The sequence below is a fragment of the Photobacterium malacitanum genome (assembly GCF_900185615.1).
Lineage (GTDB): Bacteria > Pseudomonadota > Gammaproteobacteria > Enterobacterales > Vibrionaceae > Photobacterium > Photobacterium malacitanum.
Map to the genome: position 1 here is coordinate 425,869 of NZ_FYAK01000002.1, position 13,794 is coordinate 439,662.

10 protein-coding genes are annotated in these 13,794 nt (G+C 36.0%); 8 read left to right on the plus strand and 2 right to left on the minus strand.

The features are described from left to right. Window positions 1–126: 126 nt before the first annotated feature. The 6 genes from PMAL9190_RS07195 (at window position 127) to PMAL9190_RS07220 (ending at window position 4,909) form a co-directional block, all read left to right on the plus strand. A complete protein-coding gene (locus PMAL9190_RS07195) occupies window positions 127–582 on the plus strand; it encodes a DUF4402 domain-containing protein (RefSeq protein WP_087844552.1) in 456 nt (151 codons plus the stop codon). Beyond that, window positions 560–973, plus strand: coding sequence for a hypothetical protein (locus PMAL9190_RS07200; RefSeq protein ID WP_087844553.1), 414 nt, complete (start codon window positions 560–562; stop codon window positions 971–973). Before PMAL9190_RS07195 ends, PMAL9190_RS07200 begins: the two co-directional genes overlap by 23 nt. Window positions 974–985: 12 nt before the next feature. Next, the gene (locus PMAL9190_RS07205) at window positions 986–1,669 is read left to right on the plus strand and encodes a fimbrial biogenesis chaperone (RefSeq protein ID WP_087844554.1); all 684 of its coding nucleotides are present in this window, start codon (window positions 986–988) and stop codon (window positions 1,667–1,669) included. Continuing rightward, window positions 1,644–2,381, plus strand: a complete 738-nt coding sequence (locus PMAL9190_RS07210; RefSeq protein ID WP_087844555.1) for a hypothetical protein — start codon at window positions 1,644–1,646, stop codon at window positions 2,379–2,381. Before PMAL9190_RS07205 ends, PMAL9190_RS07210 begins: the two co-directional genes overlap by 26 nt. After that, window positions 2,306–4,084: a carboxypeptidase-like regulatory domain-containing protein gene (locus PMAL9190_RS07215; protein ID WP_087844556.1), complete on the plus strand. Its 1,779-nt coding sequence runs from the start codon at window positions 2,306–2,308 to the stop codon at window positions 4,082–4,084. Before PMAL9190_RS07210 ends, PMAL9190_RS07215 begins: the two co-directional genes overlap by 76 nt. A 105-nt stretch (window positions 4,085–4,189) precedes the next feature. Beyond that, the gene (locus tag PMAL9190_RS07220; RefSeq protein ID WP_087844949.1) at window positions 4,190–4,909 is read left to right on the plus strand and encodes a sulfite exporter TauE/SafE family protein; all 720 of its coding nucleotides are present in this window, start codon (window positions 4,190–4,192) and stop codon (window positions 4,907–4,909) included. 66 nt (window positions 4,910–4,975) lie between these two features. Here PMAL9190_RS07220 and PMAL9190_RS07225 read toward each other — a convergent pair whose 3' ends face one another. Continuing rightward, a complete protein-coding gene (locus PMAL9190_RS07225; protein ID WP_087844557.1) occupies window positions 4,976–9,526 on the minus strand; it encodes a GEVED domain-containing protein in 4,551 nt (1,516 codons plus the stop codon). Between the two features lie 496 nt (window positions 9,527–10,022). Between PMAL9190_RS07225 and PMAL9190_RS07230 the strand changes: the two genes are divergently transcribed. After that, window positions 10,023–12,125 carry an FUSC family membrane protein gene (locus PMAL9190_RS07230; RefSeq protein WP_235004315.1) on the plus strand — a complete coding sequence of 701 codons (2,103 nt, stop codon included), beginning with the start codon at window positions 10,023–10,025 and terminating at the stop codon, window positions 12,123–12,125. 106 nt (window positions 12,126–12,231) lie between these two features. Then, on the plus strand, window positions 12,232–12,822 hold the full coding sequence (locus tag PMAL9190_RS07235) for a DUF3157 family protein (RefSeq protein ID WP_087844559.1): 591 nt from the start codon (window positions 12,232–12,234) through the stop codon (window positions 12,820–12,822). 71 nt (window positions 12,823–12,893) lie between these two features. On the opposite strand, the gene PMAL9190_RS07240 is transcribed toward PMAL9190_RS07235, so the two are convergent. Then, complete coding sequence (locus PMAL9190_RS07240; protein ID WP_200813383.1) at window positions 12,894–13,706, minus strand: endonuclease/exonuclease/phosphatase family protein; 813 nt, start codon at window positions 13,704–13,706, stop codon at window positions 12,894–12,896. Window positions 13,707–13,794 lie beyond the last annotated feature (88 nt).

The following is a 13,794-nucleotide window of genomic DNA, read 5'->3' on the forward strand; positions in this document are numbered from 1 at the left end:
TGGAATTTTTATTTTATCCAATGGTATTTTTTTATTCTTAAGTATCGCTGCTAATCGATTGAGTTTCATAATTTCATCGACTAACTTTAAATAGAGTGAAAAACAATCCAAACAAGAGGGTATATTATGCATAAATCGATGAGGAAGTTAGCTTTTGTTACGTTAGCAATAATGCCATCATTAGCACAAGCTGAAGTAGGAAGTATTCAAGCAACCATTGAGATTATTCCTCCTCTATCTATTTCACAAACCAGCGCATTAGATTTTGGAACGATATTCTCCGATCGAACAACAGATGTTATTGTCGCTACAACAGATGGCGGTGCAGCAGCATTTACAGTGAGTGGTCATGATGGCTTAACTGTTGATGTTTCGACAGAAGCAACAACAACCCTAACCCATACTACTGATGGAACAAAAACAATTCCAGTGGTTGGTATTAATCTAAATAACGCATCAGTGGTTTTGAACGGTGCTACAGAAGTTAAAGCAGGTGGTACTGCTGATATTGATAATGCCACTGGAGCACTCACTGTAGGTAACTATACCGGATCATTTAATGTTACCGTTGTCTATCAATAAGTACTTATACGCTTTCCTTTTTATAAGTACAAATGCTTTTTCGCTTGAATTTATTGAACAAGAAAATATTGTCATTACTGTTGTTGAAAGCCGCTACTCACAACAGGTTAAATTTTCTAAACATAATATTGAAAGTGGAAGTTTTAGTTTTAAATTAAAAGGAAAGCCAAATTCTCATGTTAAAATTGACACACTAAAAAGTGAAAAAAATCATATTTTCATTAAAGATATAAAATATAGAGAGGGTTTTACTTCTAAAGGTTTAGTCGTTATTAACTCGAAAGGCTATTCAAAAAAATTAAGTATTGATGGAACAATTATTATACCGGCTAAAATGCGCAGTGGAAAGTTTATCAAATCACTGATGTTACATGCTGAGTATATAAAATAAAAAGGAATTACAATGTATAGATTCTTAATCTTCATTTTATTTTTCTCTCACCATGCAATGGCCAATATGAAGATAGCGCCATTAAGAGTGATTACAGCAGAAGCAAATACGACTCAAAAATTTCTGGTCTCAAATACAGGAGATAAACCAATTAGAGTCCGTATTTCCCCTTCTTTTATTGCCACTCCAATGGCTGAGTACCAAACTCGGCATAATAATATGACACCAGAGATGGAAGATCTTACCCCTTTTCTTCGAGTCTCCCCGCCTGTTATTAGCAAGTTAATGCCTAATGAAAGAAAAATTGTCAGATTGCGCATTGCTGAGTTACCAAATAGTTATGAAAAAGGTGAATACCGCACCCATTTAAAATTTACTCAAGAAGTTATTAGGAAAGTGAATTCTCCAGCAAATAATAATGACTCTATCTCATTTGATTTAACAATGCTCGTTAATTCATCAATTCCTATTTATTATCAAAAGAAAGATAGCACCCCACAACCTAAAGCTGTCATTCAATGCAGTAATAATAAGCTCAAGATAATTAATAACTCTCGCTACCAGCAAAAAATAGAGTTATTAAACGATAACATTTATAAACAATTAATTCTTCTTCGCCAATCCGACCTCAATATTGCTTACAAAGGAAAAACAACTATTAAGGTTAATGATGAACAACAAGAAATATGTTTATAACATCCTGTTTCTGTTTTTTTCTTCGTCCTTATATGCAGAAAACTTATCAGAAGCATTTATCGAAATTCAAACGAATGAACGTTATGATTCATTTTTTAGAGTGCTTGTCGATAATGAAACGCCGTATATAAATATATCAACCTTAATCCCCTTACTTTATGGGCTTGAAGAGAAATGTAACAATAACCGTTGCCATTATTACGTAGCTTTAAAACCAGAGAATAATGAAACAACGATTAATTTCAACAAACGTCATTGTTTTACATCATCAAATAAAAAACGCCATCAGATAACAGTTCAGCATGAGGAAGAACAATATTGGTTACATTGGCAAGATATTGGAACTTGTTTTAATGCCAGTGTTTATTGGGATCCCGACAGCTACATATTAAAAATACAAACTCGTCATCTTTCGCCAACAGATATGCAAGAAAGTATTGATCTCGCACGTTCTATCTCTATTAAAAAAGCACAAATGCTCAACAGTCAAAACGCTCAACCGCGAACGCCACCAACCAATACAACAATGATACAAAATCGATTATCACTTACCACTCAATATACTGAACAACAATTTCGCGTAGAGGTCGCGAACGATTTTTTTTTCGCAACAACCAGCAATTTATTGATGTATCAATGCAATCAAATAGCGATGATATTTTCAGTTATTACCGCTATTTCTATGAAAATATTTTCGCAGATAGTAGTTTAACTATTGGCGATATTGTCATTCCAGAATCAATGACCAATAGTATTTACCACACTAAAAATGGTTATAGCCTAACTAACTATGAAAGTGACGGTGAAGGACGTTTTTATGATGAAAGGATGACTCTCGCGGATGCTTACGTCGACATATATGTTAATGGCATTTTTATCAAAACGGTCCAAGCCAATAATTCAGGAAGATATATTGTTGATGGTTTTTCTGTTATGCCCGGTGATATGGTTAATTTTAAAGAACGCATTGGAATAGGAAAGATCGTCGATACGCAAATTCATATAGCCAACACCTCTGAATCCGTTCTCAAACAAGGCCATTTCGCTTATTCCATTCAAGGTGAAATCGACAATATGCAACGTAAACGTGCACGTTTTAGTTATGGTTTACAGAATAAGCTGACATTAGGAGTCAGTGCCTTCCATTCAAATGAAACTACCGATTTTACTGTTGGTTTTCGCGCTATTCCAACCTCAAATATCGGTATCAGCCTTGCTTGGATCACCCCTCGAAATGATATTTTAGCTGAAATAGACTTCAATCTTTATGCGAATCATTACTTAAAAATTAATTATAATCGCGCTAATTTATTTGCCGCCAACAATAACCAGCAAGTTAGCCAACTCGAATATCGATATTATAATAGTCTGGCATCGTTAACGGTTAACGCGATCAAAAGTGATGAAGATTTTAATACCAACGTAACTATTCGTTCTCAATTTAATTCAATGCTATCTGGCGCATTTACCATTAATGATACACGTGCAAATAAAGCCTCTTATACAGAATACGCGCTTGCGTTTAACTACATAAAAAGTGCCTCTGAGGCATTAGAATTAAGCGTTCTACGTTTACCTCAAGATAATCAATTGGCCTATAATGTTAACTATCGTTACCAATGTGATAATTGCTTTTTTCCATCAGTTATAACCTCAAACCTCAGCAGTTATAGCTTTAATGCGTCTTATGGAAAAGATGTAACGGCGTCGGCTGCTTTTTCTGTTGAATTAACCCCTGCGCTAAAGTTAACAACCGCTACAACACTTAATTCAATATCAGTATCAGCCCGCTATAGTTATGGCGTTAAACTAACAAAATCGAATAACTGGCAATTATCGTCAATGAATCCTGATGATTATGGCTATGCGACTATTAATGGGCAAATAATCGATCATACAGGAACCCCTATTCCTAATGTTAAAGTCAATGTTTACCGTAAACAGGCAATGTCAGATACTAATGGCTTGTTTAAAATAGAAGGAGTCGCTATTGCTGATAATGTCGCATTAACATTAGATCCTGAAACCATTGATATAAATTTACAGCCACAATTTAATCCGTTATTGATTAATACTCAAAAAGGAGGTGTAACCAATATCACTGTCAGCTTAAATCGTATTTTTGGGGTTGATGGTTACGTCACAAATTTTGATGGCCACACCAACGCCACAATCACTTTTCTCAATAATAGTACCCAACACCAGCTTACTTATAAAATAGACACTGATGGTTTTTTCATGATCGAAGGACTAACAGCAGCTGATTACACTATCACTTATCAAGCGGGTGAACGACAAGCATCTGTAGCATGGTCTGCTATCAATCAACAACAATGGCTAAGTAATTTACAATTACAGATTAACTGTATCGATCAAGCGCAATTTTGTGGTTTATCAATAAACACTCACCACTGAATTTAACAGCAGTAAGTTAACTCTTTCAGCAAGTTATCATTTACTTTCATCGCCAATGATATTACTTTGCGATCACTTAATTACTCATTTCGTAAGCTTACTACCATGATCATCGAATCAACGACGTTACTTGCCATTGTTATGATCTTTTTAGGCTCGTTTGTACAAACGGCTATTGGATTTGGGCTAGCAATTATTTCTGCGCCTATTCTTATTATTGTTGCACCACAATATGTTCCCGCCCCTATCTGTCTTGTTGCTTTATTTATATCATTACTTAATAGCAGAAAATATCGCTCATCTATCGAACTTGGTGGACTAAAAATGGCTATCCTCGGCCGTATTCCAGGTTCAATGGCAGGTGCCGCATTGTTGGTTTTTGTATCAGCTCAGACTTTATCTTTATGGATCGGTTTATTAGTATTATTAGCTGTTTTTATTAGTATCATGCCTTTTAGAATTGAGCCGACACCAACAAGAATGGTTTTTGCGGGATTTTTCTCTGGACTGTTTGGTACAAGCTCAGCGATTGGTGGACCGCCGATGGCTATTTTGCTGCAACATCAAGAAGCTAACCAGTTACGTGCTAATTTATCTGCTTTCTTTGTCTTTAGCTCTATTATTTCCCTAACAACATTAATACCCGTTGGTTTTTTAAATATTGAAAAATTATGGCTAACACTGCCGTTATTACCAGCGGCATGGGCTGGATATTGGTTAGCACTCAAAACAACACAATCACTACCAAAAGAAACTATTCGCTATGGTGCATTAACCTTATGCTTTATTTGCGGTGCGCTGGCTGTCTATAAGAGTATCGGGTGAACCATACTATGAAATAATAGTAGGAGTGACGATTACTCCTACTATTAACTATTACCAATACGTCACTTAATCAATATTGACGCGATATACAACACTACCACTTTCACCAGGTCTTAATGTTCCGGTTAAGATCCACTTAACATTACCTCGATAGCCACTTGTATTTAAAGGCGCGACAGGTATGAAGTTACACGTTAATCCAGCAGGTATCGTTCCTGCAGTACAATTAATAGAGCTATTAAGTGAAGTGTGTTCTGGCACCGTATCTAAGATCATCACTTCTTTAATATTACCACTACCAGTGTTGGTAAAAATAATCGTATATTCGATGACTTCACCCGGTTTAGCAGTATTACTAATATCATTACCATTTGATGTGGTTATATTAGCGACTTTCTTCTCTAGCTTCAGCATTCCTGCACCAGAAAAAACAGCACGCACTGTATCTGAATCAATCACTGTTTTGGTCACGCCATGCGCTGTTGAGGTGGCATCATCAAAAACCATAACCGCTTTAATATTGTAGTTAAATAAACTATTTAGTGAGGCATCTGCAGGAATAAATACTTGTACAACTAAACACACTTCTTTGTTGGTATCAGCATCAACATTTATACTACCTAGAATAGTCTGATCATTATTAAGTTGATCATCACAATCTACATTATGTTTTAGCACCGTACTCCAATTACTATTTGCAGGAGTAACTGCTTTATCAACAATAGAAAATGTTACGCTACCACTGGTATTCGCTTTAAAGTTGTGATGAAAAGCAATCATTTTTCCAGGCTCTACTTCGGAATAATTATCAGGATTCATCACTGGTTGTTGTACTTTACCAAAATTAATATTTTTCAGATTATCGCCAGCAGACGCAATTACAACCATTTGGCTATCTGTTACTGCTCCAGCAGTTACTTGCGAATGACTGCCGTTGTTTTCACTAATATCAATCCATTTTGCTTGGGAAACAACCTCAAGCTTCAAGCTTTTACCTGCAAGAATAACAGGAATTATCAAACTATATTGCCCACTACCACCGCTAATGTCAGTTGCAACCACATCACCAGGGTTATAACCAGCAGCAGCAACAGATCCATTAAACAACGCCCTTACCGTAAAGCCAGGTATACCAACTTCATTACCGTCCATCATTCCATCATGCGCTGCCGTTGCTGCTCCTAAGCCATTGTCTTCAAATACATTACCATTAAGTACAATCTGATTAATCAACCTAAATTGGTAATCTTCAACCTCACCATCAGCGGCTATACTAGCAGAACTATTACACGCACCTGCGGTACTACAGAGACGAAAACGCATAATGCTATCGCCGTTATAAGAATCTGTTTGTGCCGGATCAATGGTTATTTCAAGGTTTGTTGTCTGCTGACTAATGGCTTTATCATTTTCAATATGTTCATCGGCATCATTAAAGTCACCGTCGCCATTCAGATCAACAAACACATTTAAGAAACCTGTACTTGCTGGCACAGTAACAGCAATTTGAGCAGGAATTCCCACGGTAATTGATGCAGGAACATTGACGCCATCATCTTCTAGATCTGCATTAGCCGCACTGCTTTCCTTTGTGCTTAATTCACTGTCCCATAAGCTACCTAGAGCAAGATCTTGATTACCATTACTTGCACTATCGTGATAACCATGACCAGCAATACCATAAGAAGTAACAGCATCACCATAATCACGTGAGTAATAACAACCGGCAATATCTTGGTCAACAATATTAATATCTTGTCCTTCGGCAAAGAAGGTCATCTTTCTTGTTAATACATTAATTTTATAAATAGCCGATTTATTAATTAAATCATAGCTGCCATCTTGGTTCGTATCATGATCACCATTATTAACAAAAGCATAAATATTATAACTTTTATCTGCAATCAAACCGCCAGAGATTGCTTCACCGCTATTATCTTGAGGAAATAAACCACCGCTATAAATAATGTTCTGTTCAGTAACAATGCCTTGCGTCGTAATCGACGATAACTTACCAGTGGATATCTTAGTTGCAAAAATCGTATCAATTTCAGTATTAACAGCAATATCACCATCGTGTATATATTGAGATAACGGAATAACCTCAAATGTTCCAGATGCTAATGCTATTTTTATCAGCCCTTTTAAGCTCGGTGAAGATGCATAAAGGTATAATCCATCTGTTGAGATATCACCCATTGTTACATTACCTATCGCATTACCTCCAACCGTTAGTGCTAACGCATCGCCATCAGCAAAGTTGATCACACCATGGGTCGCATGTGTGATTGATTGTGCACCATTCGCCGTTATTGCATCTAAACCTATAAATGAATTTCCCATACGGTCTGTATTAAATAAATAGGCATCACCCCCACTGTAAAAGACACCATAAAATAATCCAAGGATACGATTGAAACCAAAACTATTAATATCAGTAACAGTAGAATGACCAGGTATAGTAATTGGTGACGACAGGGTTGTGAATGCCATCGGATTTGAGGCAGGGTCTAATTGCGATAAGGCAGAATTACTGCCTCCTACCGAATCAGCTCTAAGAATGACATCACAAGTTGTGTTAGCGATTAGATCAGAGAAATATAATCGATAATCTTCGACTTCACCATCATAAGAAATACTGTTGGGCGTATCACAACTTGTATTAAGACTACAAAGGCGAACCCGTAAAAAGCTATAACCCAACAACGTATTATTAGGGATCGTAATTGAATAAAGTTTACTACCAACAATTGCACTATTATCGTTTATTACTTTTTCACTAACTTCCCAGACACCGTTTTGATTAAAATCGACCCAAGCGTGTAGTTGACGTCCGTTATCAACTTCCTCTTGAATTTCAATAGTTAGCTCAAGATCGTTATTAATATCGATAAAGGGAGTAGAAAATGTCACACCGTCATCATCAGCTAAATTATCATTATCGTCTGCTAATGCCAGTTTATCTTGTTCATTTATATTAGGATCCCATAGCGTACCTAAACGAAGATCCATAATATAATTACCGTCACTATCTGCTTCGCCATGAAAAGCATCATTGCCTGCTAATAAGGCATCACCCATATCACCTTGTAGCACATCCGTAGACATTGCATAGATATTACTTAACCCTGTATCATCCTCAATATAAATACTAATATCTCTATTGCCGACAATACCACTATTATTTTGATAGCGAATTGCTTTCATTAACGCAGAAGCTGTAGTCGTTGTAGCGGCATTATCAATAAAATTAATTTGCAATGGCATTCCTACACCATCATTAATAATGTCAATTTCACCAAATAAAACCCCTTCATAATAAACTTTGTTTTGCGCATCAACACGAATTTCACCTGCGCCATCACCAACAGACTCAACAAATGTTATTTCGTTTGCAGCATCTTTATAGGCAACATTAATTTTAAGCTGACCGCCATTAAGAGTAACACTATCAATATCTGTTGATACGGCATCAGCGTTAACATCTAAAGAAGCAACAAGCCCCATAATATAGAGAGATTTATCGCCATTAATATTTAGAATTTCAGGGGCATTAGGATCGGGAACAATATAGGTAACAGTAAAGTAACCATGAACGAAATTATTTGTAGTATCAACAACTTGAAAAGTCATTGGATAAATACCTGGATCTAACCCTGTTCCAACGGGTCCTGGAGTAAAGGTAAATTCATCAACCCCAGTTTCAACCAAAGCACCAGAGAAGTCACCTAAGCTCATAACATCAATATTATTTCCGGTGACATTAAAAGTATAACTGTCTCCTTTTTTAACAATAACTTCACTATCAGTGAAAGCAATATAATTAACAACAGGCTTATCAACTAATTTAAATAATACATCAAAATGGGTTTTAGACTTAATAACGCCATTATTATCAACATCTTCTACAACAATACCGGCACTATATAATCCAGGTGATAATGTGCCAGAGTTATTCCATGTTAAAACGCCAGTACTCTCATCAATCGTTAACCCAGGAGGATTACCACCGCCCCCCATCTCACTTGTGTTACCAACACGGAATTTAATATTATCGCCATCAGGATCTAAAGCTGGAATTTTAATTGTATAATTTGTTAGCACCGAACCGTCAGTGTCTTTTTGAGGAACTTGAAATAAAATTGGAAAATCAATAAGTGGAGCTCTATTTCCACCTTGAACAAGAATGGTCGATTGTATATTCCAAGAACCACCAGAGTTATTCTTCAAATTAATTCGGCAACAACTACCATAATTAGCAAAATACGTTGTATTTACATCAATATCCTTGATCTGAGTTTCTGAAACTTCTAATTTATATTCACCATTAATTATTTGATTAGTAATTACGCCAAGATAGGTTTTTGAACCTCCAGAAACAGTTACTCGATTACCATTACAATCAGAGCGGTTAACATGACAGGCGGTTTTTAATGAAATAATCACATCATTTTTGATTCCATCAGCGTCTAACGCAACAGGTGACCATGTTATACCGCCTCCACGCCAATGGGCAGCATGAATAGCTGTAGAAAAAAATACAATACAAAAAAACATTAATTTAGTGATAATGCTAAATGTTATTTGTCGATAATTGTTATCTTTTTTAAATATCATATTTCATCATCTGACTTTTGTATAAAGGTCAGATAAACATGCATATATTAAACCAACCAAGCATCAAAAATAAGAAAATCATATTCGATTGATTTTAAAGCAAAAAATAGAAATCACTCATCAATTTCCATTTATTTTTGCAAAATACAATTTATTCTTATTGATGATTTTTATTTTGATTATCATTTTCCAATAACTCTAGATCCTTAATTATTATTTTTCACATACAGTAATACTTATATTAATGATATTAAAAGAATATAACGTTATGACGTTAACCAGCAGTAACAACTCGTAGAGATATTTGTACTGTTCATGAATAAAAATAAACCACAGGCTAAATAGAGATTACATCTTCATATAAAACATAGGGTTCTCAGACAAAATCCCTGTTTTTAGACAATTTACTTCTAAAACCCGTCATCACACTGGATAAATATTCCAACAAGCGATAAATTAGAACCATGCGCATTTCTTATTAACTACCGTGCCGACAATGATTCAATCAAATATTTTACTTCGTTACCCATTTTTACGAACCTTTTTAAATTTAAGAACAAATATCGCAGCGCTTAGTTTCATTAGCTGCTCTATTCCATTGTTTCTCATGGGGCATGTCACCATGGGGATTGCATTCTCGTTAGGTAGTATTAGCTGCGGCTTTGCCGATACTTCAAGTGTGACCAAATACCGAATTTTAGATTTTTCAATTACCCTACCATTATTTTTCTTGATCAGTTTAGGTATTGAAATCGTTTTTCCGCACTCATTATTATTTATTGGATCATTAGCGGTCGTTAGTTTTGCACTTTTTATGCTAGCGGTACTAACACCACGATTAGGTGCGATTGGTTTTGCTGCGATTCTATTAGCCATCTATGCAATGCTATTACATCTTGATGGACGTCCAATATGGTTGATACCGTTATGGTTAACGGGTGGCGCTGTTTGGTATATTTTATGGCAAACTTTGGCGATAATTTTTCTTCCAAACCAAGAATCTAAAGATATTTTATCCGATTTATATCAGGCGCTTGCAAAAAAATTGATGATTCATGATCAAGGGTTTATTTTTGCAACAGACAAGAATCAATTATTTATTCAATCTGCACAATTACGATCACAAATAGCTACCCTGTCACACACGCTTGAATACCGAATCCACCAGCAATTTAGTTGTGGTGAAGACAGCGCAAAATTACAAGATCTTTACCGCTTTCTAAAAATTGCAGAGCGTATAAATGAACAAACACGATTGATGTATTTCACTTCAACACCACTTTTAAAACAACATTGCCCACAATGGTTAGAATATATCCACCATGCTAACCAACAAATTAGCCAATATCTTGCACTGGTGAGTGTCAATAATGTGCACCATTTAGCGTTACCTGACATTGATTTTGATGCATTACGTCGTTATCAAGCCCCTAAAGAGGCACAACAAGAAATCATCGCAGCACAAGCGTTTATTAATAAACTTGATATTATTTATCTGTCTTTATGTGAATTAAAAAACCAATCAAATACATTAACGAGTCCAACTATCACTAAGCCGATTCTATTAACTTGGAAATGGCGTGAAATTGCCGCCAAATTAACCAGTCAAATGACGTTGAAATCAAGTTATTTTCGTCATGCACTGCGTGGAGCATTAAGTCTAACCACTGGCCTTATCGTTGTTCGTTTATTAGATCTCGATTTTGGTTTTTGGACACTGATGACAAGTTTATTGATTCTTCGCCCTAATTTATCAATGACGTGGACAAGATTACTGCAACGTCTAACAGGCACAATCTGTGGTTTAATTGTGGTGGGAGGATTACTACACTTTCAAGTAGCAACCAGTATTTTACCGTTTATGTTTTGTATTGCGGCAGTATTATTTTTCCATACCTCTGCCCGTCATTATGGGTTTGCGGTCTTTTTTGTAACTTTATTTGTATTTGCTGGTTTTTCCCTTAATGGTCAAGGCGATAACATTATGTTACCACGACTTGATAACACCGTCTTAGGGGTGATTATTCCACTCGTTTTTGTGTTTATTTTAACGCCAGGCTGGCAAAAGAAATCATTTCCAACTCAACTTAATACAACGATTAACGGCTATATCGATTACTTAAAAAGTTTACAAGTATATTTAGTAAATAAACAAGAGTCACAGCTGAATATCGTTCAAAGCCACTTCCAAGACTGTGTTGTTAATGATACCAACTTATTTGATCACTGGATGGGTTACCTTGGAGAACCGCACCGTAAATCACAAACCAGCAGTCATATTTTATTGTGTAGCCGTAGCTCTAATATTATTTTACGGATCTTAACTCAACTGAATGAAAATAAGCAGACACTACCGCTAAACCCTAGTGTTAGTTCAAATCTAGACCATGCAATTACGTCACTGACATTATTACAGCAAAAGTTACAGAAATCGCCACATCATACTGATTTATTTGAACATATATCTAAACAAGAACAAGTTATTTATCAATCATTTACATATATAGAAAATGAAATTTATCGCTTTGATAATGACCAGTTAATTGCATTATTAGCAAAAGAAATTAGGTTATTTATTAATGGTATAAACCACCAATAACAATAATATTGTGCCTGTATTAGCCGCAATAACACAACAAGCGTTATTCAATGATAAAGCTGTTAGAATTGCGGTCTAAAAAGTATCATAGGTCAAGGACAGGATAATGCTTAAAAAAACACAACTATGTGGCATCGCCATTGCTTTGCTCGCATCAACTTCTGCATCAGCGACAGATCAAACCATCACGCTCAATGATGGTCGCCAAGTTATTTTGCATGACAACTTTACTTGGCAATATAAACCCCAAGCTCAAGATCCAGCGGCTGAGCCTAATCTCAAGGCAACAACCGCAATTCCAGTTATCGCAACCACAGCGATCCCAGTGATTAAAGATTCAAAAGGTGTTGAAGTTAAACTGGGCAACGATAAGCCTATTCAACAACTCAATAACAGCGGCCTAGACGTACTATTAACTGCGGCGCAGTACACCAATGGAACATTGACTATTCCCACCATGCTAACCAACCAAAATTCAAAGTCAGTGGTAAATGTCACTCTGAATATCCGCTTAAGTGATAGTAATGGCCAAACAATAGCACAGGACGATTTCACTATATGGCGCTCAATTAACCGCATGCCAGATACTTATTTTCGACCTAAAACACAACGCGAAGGAAAACCGATTACTTTCACTGTTCCTAAAGCCAAACATTACTTTATTGATGCCAAAATCACAGACGTTGATATGAGATAACAACATAAAAAAGCTCAAATTATCAAATATATTTGAGCTTCTTTATCCATCATAGCACTATTAATTACTCTTCAGTCTGTACATATACTCACCTCAGCTATCACACCAAAATGATCCGAGACCACATCATAAAAATCACCATTAAAAATAACTCGATGTTGCGGTACGATAACGGGCTGATTTGCAAAAATATAATCTAATCGTAGAGCTTGGCTATTTTGTTGCCAGCCATCAATATTTTTCACCACCGTGGTGCCGTTATCTTTACTTTTAGCTAATACAAAGCAATCCTTTAAGTTACACTGTAACGCATAATCGTAGCCTTGATCACGAATATGGCTTGGATTATTAAAATCGCCTAGTAAAAAGCTTAATCGTGATGATAGCGTTGCTGTAATACGGTTTAAATGATCTTCAAACGGACTTTCTTGATCATTCCACCACCCGCAATGACAATTATAAAAATCAATATGCTGGTGCTGATAAGCGACGGTAATGCGTACCGCTCGGCGATGTTTCCAGTTACTTTCATCATAGTTATCGTTCAAATCAATCACACGATGTTCAACAATCGGCAACCGCGTTAAAAAAGCTAATCCTTCTTGGTAAACCTCGTAACTTTGATGAACAAAATCCCACGTTAACTGGTAATGATGTCCTAATTGAGCCAATTTTTGTTGTAATAAATAGCCATAATTATCCTTCCGCACAGGGTGATTACTTAATATTTGATCACTAATAATGTCACTTAGTGAATGCTGATTAACCTCTTGTAAGGCAATCACATCACACCCTTGCTCAATAACAGCTTGTGCAACAATATCTAACTTTTGATATTGATCTTCTTCTTGCCAACTGTGGGTATTTAAGGTCAATAACTTCATAAATCATTCACTTATCGATACGATATGAGATAAAAAAGCGCAGCAATAATCTTCTGCGCTTATCGATAATATCCAGTCTCTGGGCAAG